We start from the raw sequence: 16,403 nt of genomic DNA on the forward strand, positions 1-16,403 counted from the left end.
ACAGTCGTGATGACAGAGGGGACGGCTGACGATGGCGTCGACGATTTCGGTCGAGTTCTGCGGGGAGTGGTACCGCGTCGAGGACGGTGAGGAGCTCACGATCGGCCGCGAGGCAGATCTTGCGATCGATGAGGACAATCCTTTCCTCCATCGACGCTTCCTCACGATCGTCCAGGTGGAGTCGATGTGGTGGCTGGTGAACATCGGTTCGCGGCTGTCCGCGACGATCACCGACGGCACCGGTTCGATGCAGGCCTGGCTCGCCCCCGGCGCGCGCATCCCGCTGGTCTTCGACATCACCAAGGTGGTGTTCACGGCCGGGCCCACCACCTATGACCTGTCGGTGCATGCGGAGTCCCCGGAGTTCGCACGGATCGCCGGTCCGGAGGATCCGGCAGGGGAGACCACCGTCGGCTCGGTGCAGCTCACCCCGAGCCAGAAGCTCCTGATCCTCGGGCTCGCCGAACCGATGCTGACCCGAGAAGGATCCGGGATGAGCTCGGTGCCCACTTCTGCCCAGGCCGCAGCACGATTGGGATGGCCGCTCACGAAGTTCAACCGCAAGCTCGACAACGTCTGCGACAAGCTCGACCGGCTCGGGGTGCGGGGACTGCGTGGCGGACCGGGCAAGCTGGCCAGCAACCGGCGGGCCCGCCTGGTGGAGCACGCCGTCTTCTCTCGGCTGGTGAGCAGTGAAGACCTCCACCTGCTGGACCAGTCGCAGGATATCGACGAGGACTGAACGACCGCCGACGCCAGCACACAGCGGCCGAGGCAGCACACGCATTCTTGGAACGGGTTGCCCCCAGGGGCGCTGCAGCAGGCGGACGAGGGGTCCGCTGAGGGGGAGGAACACCAGTGCGTATCAAGCTCACGCTGCGCAGGCCCGAGGACCGGCTGACCGATCTCGAGGTCACCGCCGATGCGACCGCGACGGTGGCTGATGTGGCGGGTGCCCTGTACTCCGCGGATCCGCTGCGCAGCGACGCGGTGGCACCGGAAGGCCTGACCCTGCAGGTCCAGGACCCCGGCGCGGGCACAGGCGCGAAGGGGGTGCGCTCGCTGGACCGCGAGATCGACCTCATCCAGGCCGGGCTGCGGTCCGGCAGCGTGGTCTCGATCGCCCGTTCCTCCACCGAGTACGCCACCCGTTCCGAGTCGCGCGGCGCAGCGGTCGCACTGATGCGGGTGCTGTCGGGGCCCGAGACAGGCCGCGAATTCCCACTGCCCACGGGGTCCAGCGTGATCGGTCGCGAGGGGGATCTCGACATCCGCATCGCGGATCCGATGCTCTCCAAGCGGCATGCCCGCATCAACGTCGGAGACTCGATCGAGATCGTCGACCTGCATTCCTCCAACGGAGTGGTGATCGGCGGCGAGCAGGTCCAGCGAGCCGTGATCGGACCCGCGGACACGGTGCTGATCGGCCAGACCACCTTCTCGGTGATCGCCCTGCATCGCCTCGGCGGCACCGCACCGAGCTCTCCGGTGGTGGAGTTCAACCGCTCGCCCCGGGTGGTGCCGCGGTTCCCCTACCGCCCCCTCAAGGCGCCGACCCCGCCGAAGGAGCCCAACCCGCAGTTCTTCCCCATCTTCATGATGTTCGCCCCGATCCTCATGGGCGGCCTCATGTTCTCGATGACCCGCAGCCCGTTCTCGCTCATGTTCGTGTTCATGATGCCGATGATGGCCACCGCGGGATATCTGAACCGCAAGTTCCAGCAGAAGAAGATGCTCGAGCGCCAGATCAAGAACTTCGAGGAAGGATTGGCCTCCCTCAAGCGCCGGGTCACCGCCGCGCAGGACCTCGAACGTGCGGTGCGCCTGGTCGAGGCCCCGTCGGCCGCCGATACCGTGGATGCCGCCTTCCGCCTGGGGCGCCTGCTGTGGACCCACCGTCCCGAGCACAACGCCTTCGGCACCGTGCGGCTGGGACTGGGCGTCGCCGATTCTCGCGTGGGCATCGAGATGCCGGGGGAGAACGACGCGATCCCCAAGTACTACGACATGCTCGATGACATGAACGAGGAGTACAAGCTGATCGCCGGAGTGCCGGTGGTCGCGGAGCTCCGCAACGCCGGGAACCTCGGTGTCGCCGGCGGTGGGGAGGAGGCCGATGGGGTCGCCCGCGGCATCGTCACCCAGCTCTTCTCCCTCCACTCACCGGCGGAGGTCGCGATCGCCGCGATCACCTCGCGCGCGAGCCGCGAGATGTGGCAGTGGCTGAAATGGCTCCCGCACACTTCGAGCCCTCACTCGCCGCTGCCGGGGGACCACTTGGCGGACACCCCCGGGCGGGGCAACTCACTGGTCGCACGGATCGAGGAGCTCATCGAGCAGCGGGCCGGCGACGCCCCGCCCCAGCTGCGCACCCCGATGACCTCCGACGTCAAGCAGGAGACGCCGATCCCGCCCGAGCCGGTCACCCCGAGCCTGGTGGTCATCATCGAGGACGACGCGCCCGTGGATCGGGCTCGCCTGGTGCGCATCGCCGAGCGCGGACCGGATGTCGGCGTGCACGTCATCTGGAGCGCCTCCAACGTCGCCGCACTCCCGGCGGCCTGCCGCACCTACGTGTCCGTCGAGGAGTCAGTCGACGGCGCGAGCGCCGGCCACGTGCGGCTGGGGGAGCGGTTCTACCCGGTCACCGTCGAGACCGTCTCGATCGAGGTGGCCTCGGGTGTGGCCCGCCACCTCTCCCCGGTGGTCGATGCGGGAGTCCCGATCGACGACGACTCCGACCTCCCGCGGGCGATCTCCTATCTCAAGCTCGCCGGCATGCAGACGGCCGAGGACCCGAACTACATCATCGAGCGGTGGAAGGAGAACAACTCCCTCACCCCGCGCGACGGCTCGGAGCCTCAGCGCCGCAAGCACGATGCAAACCTCCGCGGACTGATCGGCCACAACGGCCAGGACGCCTACCACCTGGACCTGCGCACCAACGGCCCGCACGCTCTGGTCGGCGGCACCACCGGCGCCGGCAAGTCGGAGTTCCTCCAGGCCTGGGTGCTGGGCATGGCCACCGCCCACAGCCCCGATCGCGTGACCTTCCTGTTCGTGGACTACAAGGGCGGCGCTGCGTTCGCCGACGCCGTCGAGCTGCCCCACACCGTGGGCCTGGTCACCGACCTCTCGCAGCACCTGGTGCGACGAGCCCTGACCTCGCTGCGCGCCGAGCTGCACTACCGCGAGCATCTGCTGAACCGCAAGAAGGCGAAGGACCTGGTCTCGCTCGAGAGGACCGGCGATCCCGAGGCACCCCCCAGCCTCATCATCATCGTCGACGAGTTCGCGGCACTGGCCAAGGAGATCCCCGAATTCGTGGACGGCGTCGTGGACGTTGCCGCCCGTGGCCGCTCCCTCGGCCTGCACCTGATCCTCGCCACCCAGCGCCCGGCCGGCGTCATCAAGGACAACCTGCGCGCCAACACGAACCTCCGCATCGCCCTGCGCATGGCGGACGAGGCCGACTCCAAGGACATCCTCGGAGACAAGATGTCCGCGCACTTCGACCCCAGCATCCCGGGACGTGGCGCAGCCAAGACCGGGCCCGGCCGCATCGCCACCTTCCAGACCGGGTACGCCGGTGGGTGGACCACGGATGAGCCCGAGCGGGCCCGGATCGACATCGTCGAGAAGGACTTCGGCACCGGCGAGCAATGGGACATCCCCTCCCCACCGACCAAGGAGGTCAAGGACCCCGGTCCCAACGACATCTCCCGCGTGGTGGCCACGGTCAAAGCCGCAGCGGAGAACGCCGGGGTGCCCGCGCCCCGCAAGCCGTGGCTGTCCGAGCTCGCCGACGCCTACGACCTCTCCCGGCTTCCCAGCCGACGCACCGACGAGGAGCTCCTGCTCGGCGTCATGGATGTTCCCGAGGACCAGGCGCAGCCGACCACCTCCTACTACCCCGACCGTGACGGCAATATGGCCATCTACGGCACGGGCGGCTCCGGAAAGTCCACCACCCTGCGCACCTTCGCGATCTCGGCCGCCTCGACCGTGCGCGGCGGGCCGGTGCACGTCTACGGGCTCGACTTCGGTGCCTCCGGTCTGACGATGCTGGAGGAGCTGCCGCACGTGGGCTCGATCATCCCCGGCGATGACGAGGAGAGGGTGATCCGCCTTCTGCGGACCCTGCGGGAGCTGATCGACGAGCGGGCCAAGGAGTTCGCGAGGATCCGTGCCGGCTCCGTGGCGGAGTACCGCGAGCTGGCCGGCAAGCCCGACACCCCGCGCATCCTGCTGCTGGTGGACGGCATGGCGGCCTTCCGCGAAGCGTATGACTACTCGAATCTGTCCAAGTGGTTCACGGCCTTCGTCCAGATCGCCACCGACGGCCGCCAGGTGGGGGTGCACGTCATCGTCACCGGCGACCGCCCCAACGCGATTCCCACCTCGCTCGGATCATCCATCCAGAGACGACTGATCCACCGCATGGCCAGCATCGATGACTACGCCGGATTCGGCGAGCCTAAGGACGTGCTGGACGCCAACTCTCCGCCTGGACGTGCGATCCAGGACGGCCACGAGGTGCAGGTCGCGGTGCATGGCGGAGACTCCAACGTCGCGCTGCAGTCCCGCGAGGTCGCCAAGCTCGCCCAGGCGATGCGGCGGGCCGGGGTGCCCGAGGCGCCGGCGATCGAACGACTTCCCGAACGGGTGGAGTTCTCCTCGCTGCGACCGACCCGCGGCGGTCTCCCGGTGCTGGGCCTGGCCGACGAGACGCTCGCCGAGATCACCTACGAGCCGCGCGGCGCCTTCATGGTCACCGGGCCGATGGGATCCGGGCGCACCACCGCGATGCTGACGATCGCCACCGGGCTGAAGGCGATGGACGAGCCGATGCGCCTGGTGCGCTTCTCCTCGCGTCGCACCCCGCTGACCGGCCTGCCGATCTGGGATGTGGAGGCCTCGGACCCGGACACCGTCAGGGAGCTCGCCGCCCAGCTGCGCGAGACCATCGAATCCGGCAGCGTCGGTGAGGGAAAGCTGGCCCTGTTCATCGACGGGGTCGCGGACTTCACCGGCAGCGGCGTCGAGAATGATCTGGACAAGCTGATCCGTGCCAGCACTCGCGAGGGCCAGTTCGTGGTCGGTGAGAACGAATCCGCGTCGTGGTCGCAGGCCTACGTGCTCGCCCAGCCCTTCAAGGCCGGTCGCCGCGGCCTGCTCCTGCAGCCCAGCGACATGGACGGGGACTCCCTGCTCGGCACCGGATTGGGGAGGATCCGTCGAGCGGACTTCCCCGCCGGCCGTGGCTTCCTCGTCTACAGCGGACGCGCGCTGAAGCTGCAGGTCGCACAGATCACCACTGGCTGAACGGTGCGGGCGGGCAGGACGGTGCGGGTGTGCTCGGGCTGCCGCGCTGCCACGGGAAGATGCGGGAAGTGCTCGGTTGTCCCCATGGGGACTCCTCCCCATGGTCCCGGCTCCCAGATCGCTCTAGAGTGATTTCCGTACGACAGCAGGCCCGTGCACCGGATCAGGGCGCAGGCGCGAGACACCAGGAAGGGGAACCCGAACCGTGAACGCCACGAAGGGTATGAACGTCGAAGAGGTCCGGCGGATGTCGGCCCAGCTCCGCGATGCGGCCGAAGAGATCACGAGGATCGAGCAGGAGCTCACCTCCGGTCTCGAAGAGGTGGACTGGACCGGTCCCGATGCTGATCGCTTCCGCAGCCAGTGGTCGGGAGAGATGGTTCCGGCACTGCAGCAGATCATGAATTCCGTCAACGATCTCGGCGATACGGCGGATCGCAATGCGGCCGAGCAGGACGCGACCTCCTCGAACTGACAACGCATCACCCGGTACTCGCGACCGATGCCCGAGGCCCGAACCCATGGCGTGTTCGGGCCTCGTTCATGCCTGATATGTTTGGCGCCGTCAGAGGTGGGACGAACGGAGCTAATCCATGGCCAAGAACATCGAATATCCGAGCGCGGATTTTCCGGGTCCGCCGCGCATCACCATAGAGGTGCCGGACGATTGGGAGTCCTTGACCGTTCCCGGAGTCCAGGTCGCTGTGGCACAGCCCCGGGTGGAGGGGCAGTTCCGGGCGAACGTCGTGGTGACTGTGCAGCGCTTCGGACCGGACTTCACCCTCGACGCGGCCAAGGCCGGCCTCGAGCAGCGCAAGGCTGCTCTTCCCGAGCTCGAGGAGCTCGGCACGGGGGAGATCCAGGTGGAGGGGATGACCTGGATCGCCAGCGAGTACGGATACACGCAGCCCGGGCGACCGACCGTCGTCCAGGCGGCGCGCTATGCGGTCGTCGACCGCGGCGGCGTGGCGAAGGACGTCCTGGAGATCGTGGGGAGCTGCGGCGCTGAGAGCGCAGATGACGAGATCGAGACCGTCCGCGCGATCCAGGACTCCGTGACCCTGGACCTCAGCTGACCCCGCGCCCCTCACCTGGTGACGGCCTCGGACCTTCGGGTCCGAGGCCGTTCGCATGTGACGACGGGGACGAAGTTGCACGGCCGGGTCAGTTCCCGGGGGATGTCGCGTGGGGACCTCTGCCTGGGGAGTTGTCCCCATCGCCAAGTGGGGGTGGGGGTTCTAGAGTTGTGTCATCACCTGGGGGACAGGGTCGAGGAAGCGGTCAGTGGCCGTGGAGGTCTTCTCCGGTGGGTGGGACCGAGTTTTTCACTACGACATGGAGGACACCATGAAGAAGGGTATGACCCCGGAGTCTGTCGAGCAGATGGCGCAGCAGATTCAGCAGGCTGGTGAGGATGTTCAGCAGGCGTTCCAGCAGATCGCGTCGCGTGTGTCGGAGTTCGATTGGACCGGTGAGGACCGGGATCGTTACGTCACCGAGTTCACCGATGGTCTCGGTCAGCTTGCGCAGCAGGTGACTCAGCAGTGTGGCGATTTCTCTGAGCGTGGGACGCAGAATGCTGCGGCGCAGCGTGAGGCGTCTTCCTGATCCTCGGATCTTCAGTTTCTTTTCTTCGTGTGTTTTGAAGCTCCGTGGTGGGGCGAAAGGGGTAGGTCATGGCTTTCAAGGGTATGAATCCGGAAGAGGGTCGCGAGGTTGCGCAGGGCGTGAATGATGCTGGTCAGCAGATTCTTGAGCTGATCAGTGGCGCTACCAACCTGGTGAACTCGGTGGAGTGGGTCGGTCCGGACTACGATGCGTATGTCGAGGAGTGGAACAGCTTCGTGAGCGGTCCTGTGGCCAATCTGGTCAATGGGCTGGCGGACAAGGGCACGCAGCTCAATGAGCACGCTGAGCAGCAGGATTCGACCTCGAACCAGGGCTGATTGTCCGGTTCTTCGTGGGGAAGGCCCCGCACCCTTCGTGGGGTGCGGGGCCTTCCTCCATGCCGTGACGGATGCTCATGTGGTGGCCTCGTGCTGGGCTGCTGGGCTGCTGGGCTGCTGGGCTGCTGGGCTGCTGGGCGCGCGGGCTCGCTGAGCAGCGGTCTTGTGCGCCGGCGGAGAGCGGGCGGAAGGTCCGATGCGCCGACGAGCCCGGGGCCCGTCAGGGGACCTGGAGCGGGAGACCGGCTCTGTCCACAACGTCGAGAAGCGCATGAAGGGCATTTGACCTGCAGTGATGCGGGGGAATGGGGTTGTGGAGGGCCATGGGGAGTTGTCCCCATCGCCAAGTGGGGGTGGGGGTTCTAGAGTTGTGTCATCACCTGGGGGACAGGGTCGAGGAAGCGGTCAGTGGCCGTGGAGGTCTTCTCCGGTGGGTGGGACCGAGTTTTTCACTACGACATGGAGGACACCATGAAGAAGGGTATGACCCCGGAGTCTGTCGAGCAGATGGCGCAGCAGATTCAGCAGGCTGGTGAGGATGTTCAGCAGGCGTTCCAGCAGATCGCGTCGCGTGTGTCGGAGTTCGATTGGACCGGTGAGGACCGGGATCGTTACGTCACCGAGTTCACCGATGGTCTCGGTCAGCTTGCGCAGCAGGTGACTCAGCAGTGTGGCGATTTCTCTGAGCGTGGGACGCAGAATGCTGCGGCGCAGCGTGAGGCGTCTTCCTGATCCTCGGATCTTCAGTTTCTTTTCTTCGTGTGTTTTGAAGCTCCGTGGTGGGGCGAAAGGGGTAGGTCATGGCTTTCAAGGGTATGAATCCGGAAGAGGGTCGCGAGGTTGCGCAGGGCGTGAATGATGCTGGTCAGCAGATTCTTGAGCTGATCAGTGGCGCTACCAACCTGGTGAACTCGGTGGAGTGGGTCGGTCCGGACTACGATGCGTATGTCGAGGAGTGGAACAGCTTCGTGAGCGGTCCTGTGGCCAATCTGGTCAATGGGCTGGCGGACAAGGGCACGCAGCTCAATGAGCACGCTGAGCAGCAGGATTCGACCTCGAACCAGGGCTGATTGTCCGGTTCTTCGTGGGGAAGGCCCCGCACCCTTCGTGGGGTGCGGGGCCTTCCTCCATGCCGTGGGCGTCAGGCGTCAGGCGTCAGGCGTCTGGCGTCTGGCGTCAGGCGTGGGGTACCGGTGCCGGCGCCTTGGCCTCAGCGGTAGTTGACGAACTGGAGCGCGACATCCAGATCCTTGCCCTTCAGCAGGGCGATGACCTCCTGCAGATCATCCCGGCTCTTGGAGGAGACGCGCAGCTCGTCCCCCTCGATCCGCGCCTTGACCGCCTTCGGGCCCTCTTCGCGGATCAGCTTCGAGATCTTCTTGGCGTCCTCGGTGCTGATGCCCTCCTTGAGCGCAGCGGCCAGGCGAGTCTCCTTGCCGGACTGCTTGGGCTCGTCCACCTCGAGCGCCTTCAGTGAGATCCCGCGACGGATGAGCTTGGACTGGAGCACATCCAGCACGGCGAGCACCCGCTCCTCCGCGTTGGCGGTCATGACGATCTCGTCGCCGCTGAGCGTGATCGACGCCCCGGTGCCCCGGAAGTCGTACCGCTGCCCGACCTCCTTCACTGCCTGGTTGACAGCGTTGTCGATCTCCTGGCGATCGAGCTTGCTGACGATGTCGAACGATGAATCTGCCACGGTGGGTCCTTCCTTCAGGCGGCCGCACGGGTGGGCCGCACCCCCATTGTCCACGAGCCGCGCGGAGAGCTGTGATGCTCTTCATGCGGCCCTATGCCCCTCCGAGTTCGCATCGGCGGCGGGACGCCGCTATGCTGATTCAGGTCCGCTTCCGGCGGCCACGCGATCCAGGTCGGGTGGGCAGCGGGAGCAGTCGCGGCAGATTACCCGAGTGGCCAAAGGGAGCTGACTGTAAATCAGCTGGCATTGCCTACGGGGGTTCGAATCCCTCATCTGCCACTGCGGAGGGTCCATGTGATCCGAAGCACCGGGGTCCGCCCCCGAATTGCCTCCGGGCAAGGAGGCGGGTAAGGTTTACCGGGTTGCCCTGATAGCTCAGTCGGCAGAGCGTCTCCATGGTAAGGAGAAGGTCAAGGGTTCGATTCCCTTTCAGGGCTCTGATGGATGCGGCGGCCCGTTCTCATTCGAGACGGGCCGCTTCGTCGGTCACGCCGAGGTAGCTCAGACGGTTAGAGCGCACGACTCATAATCGTGAGGTCGCGGGTTCGATCCCCGCTCTCGGTACCACACCGGTCATCACCGGCGTGCATAATCCACATCCCCCGAGCACGGGGACCCACGCGGCGCGCTGCGGAGCGCGTCACCCGGACGAAAGAGGCGAACCGTGGCGAGCAAGAGCTCTGACGTGCGTCCCAAGATCACCATGGCATGTGTTGACTGCAAGGCGCGCAACTACATCACCAAGAAGAACCGTCGCAACACGCCGGACCGGCTCGAGCTCTCGAAGTTCTGCCCCACCTGCGGCAAGCAGACGGCACACCGCGAGACCCGCTGAGCGAGTCGAACGCACTTCCACGAAGGCCACCCGGATCATCCGGGTGGCCTTCGTCGTTCTCCGGGGATGTCGACGCCGGACCTGGTCGCGGCGATGGGTTCGGTCACCGTGACAGAAACGGGATCCAGCGTGCCGAGGCACCGCCACCGCACGCCGACGGTGAGATGATCGAGGGGTCCACATTCGTCGGCCCCGCCGACCCGACCTCGGGAGACATCGTGACCACCACCCCCGATCCCGCCTTCGCAGGGCGCACTTACCCGGCCGGACCCGTGCACACGGTCTCCGCTGCGAAGATCATCGAATTCGCCCACGCCACCGGCGCCGGGTCGCCGGTGCACACAGACGCCGAGGCCGCGCGCAGCGCTGGCCACGCCGACGTGGTCGCTCCGCCGACTTTCCTGGTATCCCTCGCACAGGCCACGGAGGCGCAGTACATCGAGGACCCTGCCGCAGGCATCGACTTCCGCCGGGTGGTGCACGGGGAGGAAACCTTCACCCTCCACCGACCCGTTGTGGCCGGGGACCGCCTGGTGCCGACCCTCACCGTCGAAGCGGTCCGAGCCGCCGGTGGACACTCGATGATCACCACCCGCGTGGACCTGACTGATGAGGCCGGCTCCGATGTCGCCAGCGTGCGCAGCATGCTCGTCGTCCGCGGCGCCTGAGCCTGACTCGCGCCCGCCGCGCCCGCCGCACTCTCCGCGCCTTCCCTCGCCACGCCCGCCTCCCCGGAAACCAGGAGCAGACATGACCGCCACCACTCCCACCCCTGTGGACCTCGCCGACCTGGTCATCGGCCAGGAGCTCGCCCGTACCCGGCACGAGATCACCCGCGACACGCTCGTGCGATATGCCGGGGCCTCGGGGGACTTCAACCCCATCCACTACAACGACACCGTCGCCGCCGAGGCCGGGCTCCCGGGCGTGATCGCCCACGGCATGCTCACCATGGGCGTCGCGGTCACCGGGCTGCTCGACGCGATTGCGGATCCCACCGCTGTGCGTGCCTACACGACCCGTTTCACGAATCCGATCCCGGTGCCCGCGACCGGCACCGTGACCCTCGAGGTGAGCGCCGTCGTCGCAGCGATCGATGAGGCCGCACGGACGGCCAGGGTGGACATCACCGCGGAGGTGGATGGCACCAAGGTGCTCGGTCGTGCCCGTGCCACCCTCGCACTCCCGGCCGTCGACTCCTCCGAGACCCGCACCGGGAACGATGCCGCATGAAGCTCTCCGACCTGACCACCCTTCGGATCGGAGGGCAGATCCGCAAGTTGATCGAAGCCCGCACCGCCGATGAGGTGATCGAGGCGGTCGCCGCGGCCGACGCCGCAGGCGAGCCTCTGCTGGTGCTTGGCGGTGGCTCGAACCTGGTCGCCTCCGATGCGCCGTTCGACGGCACGGTCGTGCTCCTGCGGGACCCGGAGGACCCACCGCTGCTGGACGCCACCTGCGAGGTCGGCGCCTTCGGTGAGCCGGACGGCATCCCTGTGGACCCGGCCGAGCTCACACCGCTGGACCCCACCTGCGGCGGCGCCATCGTCGAGTACTTCGCCGGGGTGAACTGGGACCGCGCCGTGCGCTACGCGATCGCTCGCGAGATGGTCGGGGTCGAGGCACTCTCGGGCATCCCCGGCACCGTCGGCGCCACTCCGATCCAGAACGTCGGCGCCTACGGGCAGGAGGTCGCCTCGACCATCTCCCGAGTGCGCACCTGGGACCGGGAGAAGAACGCGGTGCGTACCTTCTTCGCCGCCGACTGCGGATTCGCCTACCGCGACAGCCTCTTCAAGCGCACCCGATACTCGGGCCCGGTGCCGTCGGCCACCGGCCGCTACGTCGTGCTCTCGGTGACCTTCCAGCACACCATCGGCTCCCGCTCGGCCCCGATCCGCTACGCCCAGCTCGCCCAGGCGCTCGGCGTCGAGGTCGGGGAGCGGGCCCCGATGAGCGCGGTGCGGGAAGCAGTGCTGCGGATCCGCGGCGACAAAGGAATGGTGCTGGACCCGCTCGACCACGACACCTGGAGCGCCGGGTCGTTCTTCACCAATCCGATCCTCGCGCCGGGGGAGGCGGCACTGCTGCCCGACGGTGCGCCGCGCTACGAGGTCGACGGCGGACGGGTGAAGACCAGCGCCGCCTGGCTCATCAGCCACGCCGGCATCGAACGCGGACATGCGCTCGGCGAACGCGCCGCAGTCTCCACCAAGCATTCCCTCGCCCTGACCAACCGCGGCGGTGCGAGCAGTGATGACCTGGTGGCGCTGGCCCAGGATGTCCAGCAGCGGGTGGAACAGGCTTTCGGCGTGCACCTGGTCCCCGAACCGGTGAGGCTCGGCCTCGAACTCTGAGCCGCCGCGCGGCGATCCGGTCCTGCAACCTAAGATGGCAGGACGGCGTCCACCGCCGATCCGCCCCGACACTGCAGGAGGCCCTGTGAACGTCCTCGACCAGTCCATCTCCGAGCTCGACCCGGACATCGCCCAGGTGCTCGACCGTGAGCTGGCGCGCCAGCAGCGCACGCTCGAGATGATCGCGAGCGAGAACTTCGTTCCCCGTGCAGTGCTGCAGGCACAGGGGTCCGTGCTCACGAACAAGTACGCCGAGGGCTACCCGGGCCGCCGCTACTACGGCGGCTGCGAAGAGGTCGACGTCGCCGAGCAGATCGCGATCGACCGCGCGAAGGAGCTCTTCGGCGCCGAGCACGCCAATGTGCAGCCCCACTCGGGTGCGTCCGCGAACGCCGCGGTGATGCACGCCCTGGCTCGCCCCGGTGACAAGCTCATGGGCCTCTCCCTGGCGCACGGCGGCCATCTCACCCACGGCATGAAGATCAACTTCTCCGGCCGTCTCTACGACATCGTCGCCTATGAGACCGAGCCCGAGACCGGCCAGATCGACATGGCCAAGGTGCGCGAGCTGGCCGTCGCCGAGCAGCCCAAGGTGATCGTGGCAGGCTGGTCCGCCTACACCCGCCAGCTCGACTTCCCCGCCTTCCGTGAGATCGCCGATGAGGTCGGTGCGGTGCTCTGGGTCGATATGGCCCACTTCGCGGGACTGGTCGCTGCGGGACTGCACCCCAGCCCCGTCCCCTACGCGGACGTGGTCTCCACCACCATCCACAAGACCATCGGCGGGCCCCGCTCCGGCATGATCCTCTGCAAGGAGAAGTGGGCCAAGAAGATCGACTCGGCAGTGTTCCCCGGCCAGCAGGGCGGTCCGCTGATGCACGTCATCGCAGCGAAGGCGATCGCGCTCAAGATCGCCGGGACCGAGGACTTCAAGGACCGTCAGGCCCGCACCCTCGAGGGCGCGAAGATCCTCGCAGATCGTCTTCAGGCCGAGGACGCCAAGGCGGCCGGCGTGAAGCTGATCTCCGGTGGCACCGACGTGCACCTGGTGCTGGTGGACCTCGTCGACAGCGAGCTCGACGGCCAGCAGGCCGAGGACCGCCTGCACGAGGCCGGGATCACCGTGAACCGCAACGCCGTCCCCAACGACCCGCGCCCGCCGCGCGTCACCTCGGGCCTGCGCATCGGCACCCCGGCGCTCGCCACCCGCGGCTTCGGCGCCGAGGAGTTCACCGAGGTCGCCGATGTCATCGCCCTGGCCCTGACCGGTGGCGCGGACCTCGAATCGCTGCGCGCACGCACCGCGGCACTCGCCGAGGCGAAGCCGCTGTACGCCGATCTCCAGCAGTACTGAGCAGCCTCGTGGGGCCCGGCACACCGCGCCGGGCCCCACACGTGTCCCTGCATCCAGGGACCCCGCTGCAGCATCTGCACCACCCACCACCCCTGAGAACCCTAGGAGCGCCATGACAGCTCAGATCCTCGACGGCAAGGCCACCGCGAAAGCGATCAAGGAGGAGCTTGCCGAGCGCGTTGCGCGACTCGTCGAGGGCGGGCATCAGCGCCCGGGCCTCGCGACCGTGCTGGTGGGCGAAGATCCGGGCAGCGCCGCCTATGTGCGCGGGAAGCACCGCGACAGCGAGCAGATCGGACTGAACTCGATCCAGAAGCACCTCCCGGCGGATGCCACCCAGGAGGACGTCGAGGCAGTGGTCGATGAGCTGAACGCCGACCCCGCCTGCACCGGATATATCGTGCAGCTCCCGCTGCCGAAGCAGATCGACACCGATGCGATCCTCGAACGGATCGACCCGGCCAAGGACGCCGACGGGCTGCACCCGACGAACCTCGGGCGCCTGATCCTCAACGCCTACACCGAGATCGACACCCCGTTGCCCTGCACCCCGCGCGCCGTGATCGAGCTGGTGCGGCGCCACGGCCAGGACTTCCGCGGCAAGGACGTGGTGGTCGTCGGCCGCGGCATCACCGTCGGCCGCTCCATCGGCGCGCTGCTGACCCGCCGCGAGCACAACGCGACCGTCACACTGTGCCACACCGGGACCACGGATCTTCCGTCCCACCTCCGCCGTGCCGACGTGATCGTCGCCGCCGCCGGCGCCGCCCACCTGGTCCGTGCCGAGGACGTCAAACCCGGCGCGATCGTGCTCGACGTCGGGGTCTCCCGTCAGGAGGATCCCGAGGGTGGCAGGGCGAAGCTCGTGGGTGACGTGGATCCTGCCGCCGCCGAAGTCGCCGGCTGGATCAGCCCCAACCCCGGTGGCGTCGGGCCGATGACCCGTGCGCTGCTGCTGAAGAATGTCGTCGAGGCGGCCGAGCGCGCCGCCGGGATCGAGGTGCCCGCGTGAGCCTGACAGTCGCGACCGTCAACGTCAACGGACTGCGTGCCGCCGCTCGGAAGGGAATGGCCGACTGGCTCGCCTCCACTCCGGCGGACGTCATCACCCTGCAGGAGGTGCGCGCCCCGGAGGAGCTGCTCGCCGGCCTCATGGGGGAGGGCTGGTCCATCGTGGGAGAGGCCTCGCAGCTGAAGGGACGCGCCGGGGTGGCGATCGCCGCCCGCACCTCCCTGGAGCGCATCGACCTGGCCGGTGTGCGCCGTGGCTTGCCCGGCCTCGACGAGGATGCCCACACCGGCCGCTGGCTCGAGGCCGACCTCGAGGACCCGCTGGGAGACGGCACCACGATGACGGTCATCTCCTGCTACATGCACTCGGGCAACACCGAGAAGCCGCAGACGATGATCGACAAATATTCCTTTCTCGACGTGATGATGGAGCGCCTGGAGTGGCTGCGGGGCGACGGCCGCCACGTGGTGCTCACCGGGGACATCAACATCGCCCACACCGAGTGGGACATCAAGAACTGGAAGGGCAACCTGAAGTCCGCCGGGTTCCTGCCCGAGGAGCGCGCATACCTCGATCGCCTCACCACCGCCGCCGGGTACGTGGACGTGCACCGCACCCTCCACGGTGACGGGCCCGGGCCGTACACCTGGTGGTCGCAGCGGGGCAAGGCCTTCGACAACGATGCGGGCTGGCGGATCGACTACCAGCTCGCCACCGAGAGCCTGGCCGCGAAGGCGACCTCCGCGCAGGTGGATCGTGCGCCGAGCTACGACACGCGCTGGTCCGATCACGCCCCGCTGGTGGTCAGCTACTCCTGAGCCGCCCTCTGTGCCCATGCATCCCTGAGACGACGAATGTGCGCTGGGGACCGATGATCTCTCGAACATCAGTCCCCAGCGCACATTCATGGGCCCGGCAGGCCCGGGAGCCGGTGGCTCAGACGCGGCCGCGGATCACGGCCTGCTTGACCTCGGCGATCGCCTTGGTGACCTGGATGCCGCGGGGGCACGCCTCGGTGCAGTTGAAGGTGGTGCGGCAGCGCCACACGCCCTCCTTGGAGTTCAGGATCTCCAGTCGCTGCTCACCGGCGTCATCGCGCGAGTCGAAGATGAAGCGGTGCGCGTTGACGATCGCGGCGGGGCCGAAATACTGCCCGTCGGTCCAGAACACCGGGCACGAGGAGGTGCACGCGGCGCAGAGGATGCACTTCGTGGTGTCGTCGAAGCGCTCGCGCTCCTCGGCGGTCTGCAGCCGTTCGCGGCTGGGCTCCTGCCCCTTGGCGACCAGGAAGGGCATGACCTCCTTGTAGGAGTCGAAGAACGGCTCCATGTCGACGATCAGGTCCTTCTCCACCGGGAGGCCCTTGATGGGCTCGATGGTGATGGGCTTGTCGATGTCGAGGTCCTTGAGCAGCGTCTTGCAGGCCAGACGGTTGCGGCCGTTGATCCGCATCGCATCCGAACCGCAGATCCCGTGGGCGCATGAGCGGCGGAAGGTGAGCGAACCATCCTGGTGCCACTTGACCTCATGCATCGCATCGAGCACCCGGTCGGTGCCGTGCATGGTGACGGTGAAGTCCTCCCAGTGGGTGCCCTTGTCGTCCTCGGGGTTGAAGCGAGCGATGCGCAGGGTGACCTGGAACGAGGGGACCTCACCGGCCGTGGCGTCGGCCTCCGGCTTCTCAGCGACGGCAGTCATCAGAACGTACGCTCCTTCGGCTCGTAACGGGTGATCACGACGGGCTTGGTGCCCAGACGGATCGAGGTGCCCTCGAGGCCCTCCTCCTCGGGGAGGGTGCGATAGGCCATGGTGTGCTTGAGGAAGTTGACGTCGTCGCGCGCCTCGTAATCCTCACGGAAGTGGCCGCCGCGGGAC

General features: G+C 67.6%; 18 protein-coding genes and 3 tRNA genes. 18 read left to right on the top strand and 3 right to left on the bottom strand.

What is annotated here, in order from left to right:
* Positions 1-31 precede the first annotated feature (31 nt).
* The 8 genes from ACT3T9_RS17170 to ACT3T9_RS17205 all read left to right on the top strand — a co-directional run bounded on the left by ACT3T9_RS17170 (position 32) and on the right by ACT3T9_RS17205 (position 8,341).
* Positions 32-742, top strand: coding sequence for a hypothetical protein (locus tag ACT3T9_RS17170; protein WP_441445610.1), 711 nt, complete (start codon positions 32-34; stop codon positions 740-742).
* 116 nt (positions 743-858) lie between these two features.
* A complete protein-coding gene (locus ACT3T9_RS17175; RefSeq protein WP_444607134.1) occupies positions 859-5,325 on the top strand; it encodes an FtsK/SpoIIIE domain-containing protein in 4,467 nt (1,488 codons plus the stop codon).
* A 205-nt stretch (positions 5,326-5,530) separates the two neighbouring features.
* Positions 5,531-5,800: a WXG100 family type VII secretion target gene (locus ACT3T9_RS17180; protein WP_441445608.1), complete on the top strand. Its 270-nt coding sequence runs from the start codon at positions 5,531-5,533 to the stop codon at positions 5,798-5,800.
* A gap of 118 nt (positions 5,801-5,918) precedes the next feature.
* Positions 5,919-6,401 (top strand): hypothetical protein, encoded by a 483-nt coding sequence (locus tag ACT3T9_RS17185; RefSeq protein ID WP_441445607.1) that lies wholly within the window; start codon positions 5,919-5,921, stop codon positions 6,399-6,401.
* Positions 6,402-6,672: 271 nt separating this feature from the next.
* Complete coding sequence (locus ACT3T9_RS17190) at positions 6,673-6,933, top strand: hypothetical protein (protein ID WP_441445606.1); 261 nt, start codon at positions 6,673-6,675, stop codon at positions 6,931-6,933.
* A gap of 68 nt (positions 6,934-7,001) precedes the next feature.
* Positions 7,002-7,271 (top strand): WXG100 family type VII secretion target, encoded by a 270-nt coding sequence (locus tag ACT3T9_RS17195; protein WP_441445605.1) that lies wholly within the window; start codon positions 7,002-7,004, stop codon positions 7,269-7,271.
* 471 nt (positions 7,272-7,742) lie between these two features.
* Positions 7,743-8,003 carry a hypothetical protein gene (locus ACT3T9_RS17200; RefSeq protein WP_441445606.1) on the top strand — a complete coding sequence of 87 codons (261 nt, stop codon included), beginning with the start codon at positions 7,743-7,745 and terminating at the stop codon, positions 8,001-8,003.
* A 68-nt stretch (positions 8,004-8,071) separates the two neighbouring features.
* Positions 8,072-8,341, top strand: coding sequence for a WXG100 family type VII secretion target (locus ACT3T9_RS17205; RefSeq protein WP_441445605.1), 270 nt, complete (start codon positions 8,072-8,074; stop codon positions 8,339-8,341).
* Between the two features lie 140 nt (positions 8,342-8,481).
* Here the strand turns inward: ACT3T9_RS17205 and ACT3T9_RS17210 are convergent, their stop codons facing one another.
* Positions 8,482-8,970, bottom strand: coding sequence for a YajQ family cyclic di-GMP-binding protein (locus ACT3T9_RS17210; RefSeq protein ID WP_441445604.1), 489 nt, complete (start codon positions 8,968-8,970; stop codon positions 8,482-8,484).
* Positions 8,971-9,167: 197 nt separating this feature from the next.
* Between ACT3T9_RS17210 and ACT3T9_RS17215 the strand changes: the two genes are divergently transcribed.
* From ACT3T9_RS17215 to ACT3T9_RS17260, 10 genes are all read left to right on the top strand, one after another.
* Positions 9,168-9,249, top strand: a tRNA-Tyr gene (locus ACT3T9_RS17215).
* Positions 9,250-9,334: 85 nt separating this feature from the next.
* Positions 9,335-9,407 (top strand) — tRNA-Thr (locus ACT3T9_RS17220).
* Between the two features lie 53 nt (positions 9,408-9,460).
* Positions 9,461-9,537, top strand: a tRNA-Met gene (locus tag ACT3T9_RS17225).
* Between the two features lie 97 nt (positions 9,538-9,634).
* Positions 9,635-9,805 carry a 50S ribosomal protein L33 gene (gene rpmG / locus ACT3T9_RS17230; protein ID WP_029360274.1) on the top strand — a complete coding sequence of 57 codons (171 nt, stop codon included), beginning with the start codon at positions 9,635-9,637 and terminating at the stop codon, positions 9,803-9,805.
* Between the two features lie 218 nt (positions 9,806-10,023).
* Positions 10,024-10,473 (top strand): FAS1-like dehydratase domain-containing protein, encoded by a 450-nt coding sequence (locus ACT3T9_RS17235; RefSeq protein ID WP_441445603.1) that lies wholly within the window; start codon positions 10,024-10,026, stop codon positions 10,471-10,473.
* 82 nt (positions 10,474-10,555) lie between these two features.
* Positions 10,556-11,038: a MaoC/PaaZ C-terminal domain-containing protein gene (locus ACT3T9_RS17240; protein WP_441445602.1), complete on the top strand. Its 483-nt coding sequence runs from the start codon at positions 10,556-10,558 to the stop codon at positions 11,036-11,038.
* Positions 11,035-12,162, top strand: a complete 1,128-nt coding sequence (locus tag ACT3T9_RS17245) for a UDP-N-acetylmuramate dehydrogenase (protein WP_441445601.1) — start codon at positions 11,035-11,037, stop codon at positions 12,160-12,162. The genes ACT3T9_RS17240 and ACT3T9_RS17245 overlap by 4 nt, the downstream gene beginning before the upstream one ends.
* 85 nt (positions 12,163-12,247) lie before the next feature.
* On the top strand, positions 12,248-13,516 hold the full coding sequence (gene glyA, locus ACT3T9_RS17250; RefSeq protein WP_441445600.1) for a serine hydroxymethyltransferase: 1,269 nt from the start codon (positions 12,248-12,250) through the stop codon (positions 13,514-13,516).
* Positions 13,517-13,628: 112 nt separating this feature from the next.
* Complete coding sequence (locus ACT3T9_RS17255; RefSeq protein WP_441445599.1) at positions 13,629-14,528, top strand: bifunctional methylenetetrahydrofolate dehydrogenase/methenyltetrahydrofolate cyclohydrolase; 900 nt, start codon at positions 13,629-13,631, stop codon at positions 14,526-14,528.
* On the top strand, positions 14,525-15,346 hold the full coding sequence (locus tag ACT3T9_RS17260) for an exodeoxyribonuclease III (protein ID WP_444607135.1): 822 nt from the start codon (positions 14,525-14,527) through the stop codon (positions 15,344-15,346). Before ACT3T9_RS17255 ends, ACT3T9_RS17260 begins: the two co-directional genes overlap by 4 nt.
* A gap of 118 nt (positions 15,347-15,464) precedes the next feature.
* On the opposite strand, the gene ACT3T9_RS17265 is transcribed toward ACT3T9_RS17260, so the two are convergent.
* Together ACT3T9_RS17265 and ACT3T9_RS17270 are read right to left on the bottom strand one after the other, a co-directional pair.
* Entirely contained in the window at positions 15,465-16,226 is a 762-nt protein-coding gene (locus ACT3T9_RS17265) for a succinate dehydrogenase iron-sulfur subunit (protein ID WP_441445597.1), read from the bottom strand.
* Positions 16,226-16,403, bottom strand: a 178-nt coding sequence (locus tag ACT3T9_RS17270; RefSeq protein WP_444607136.1) for a hypothetical protein, incomplete at its 5' end; no start/stop codon positions are given. The genes ACT3T9_RS17265 and ACT3T9_RS17270, both read right to left, overlap by 1 nt.

This window comes from Brachybacterium sp. AOP29-B2-41 (genome assembly GCF_052378395.1).
Classification (GTDB): Bacteria; Actinomycetota; Actinomycetes; order Actinomycetales; family Dermabacteraceae; genus Brachybacterium.

Bases quoted from the DNA above. Each gene is read 5' to 3' on its own strand.
- ACT3T9_RS17190 (WP_441445606.1), top strand. From the start codon at position 6,673: ATGAAGAAGGGTATGACCCCGGAGTCTGTCGAGCAGATGGCGCAGCAG.
- ACT3T9_RS17195 (WP_441445605.1), top strand. From the start codon at position 7,002: ATGGCTTTCAAGGGTATGAATCCGGAAGAGGGTCGCGAGGTTGCGCAG.
- ACT3T9_RS17265 (WP_441445597.1), bottom strand. From the start codon at position 16,226: ATGACTGCCGTCGCTGAGAAGCCGGAGGCCGACGCCACGGCCGGTGAG.
- ACT3T9_RS17200 (WP_441445606.1), top strand. From the start codon at position 7,743: ATGAAGAAGGGTATGACCCCGGAGTCTGTCGAGCAGATGGCGCAGCAG.
- ACT3T9_RS17245 (WP_441445601.1), top strand. From the start codon at position 11,035: ATGAAGCTCTCCGACCTGACCACCCTTCGGATCGGAGGGCAGATCCGC.
- ACT3T9_RS17255 (WP_441445599.1), top strand. From the start codon at position 13,629: ATGACAGCTCAGATCCTCGACGGCAAGGCCACCGCGAAAGCGATCAAG.
- ACT3T9_RS17185 (WP_441445607.1), top strand. From the start codon at position 5,919: ATGGCCAAGAACATCGAATATCCGAGCGCGGATTTTCCGGGTCCGCCG.
- ACT3T9_RS17205 (WP_441445605.1), top strand. From the start codon at position 8,072: ATGGCTTTCAAGGGTATGAATCCGGAAGAGGGTCGCGAGGTTGCGCAG.
- ACT3T9_RS17240 (WP_441445602.1), top strand. From the start codon at position 10,556: ATGACCGCCACCACTCCCACCCCTGTGGACCTCGCCGACCTGGTCATC.
- ACT3T9_RS17170 (WP_441445610.1), top strand. From the start codon at position 32: ATGGCGTCGACGATTTCGGTCGAGTTCTGCGGGGAGTGGTACCGCGTC.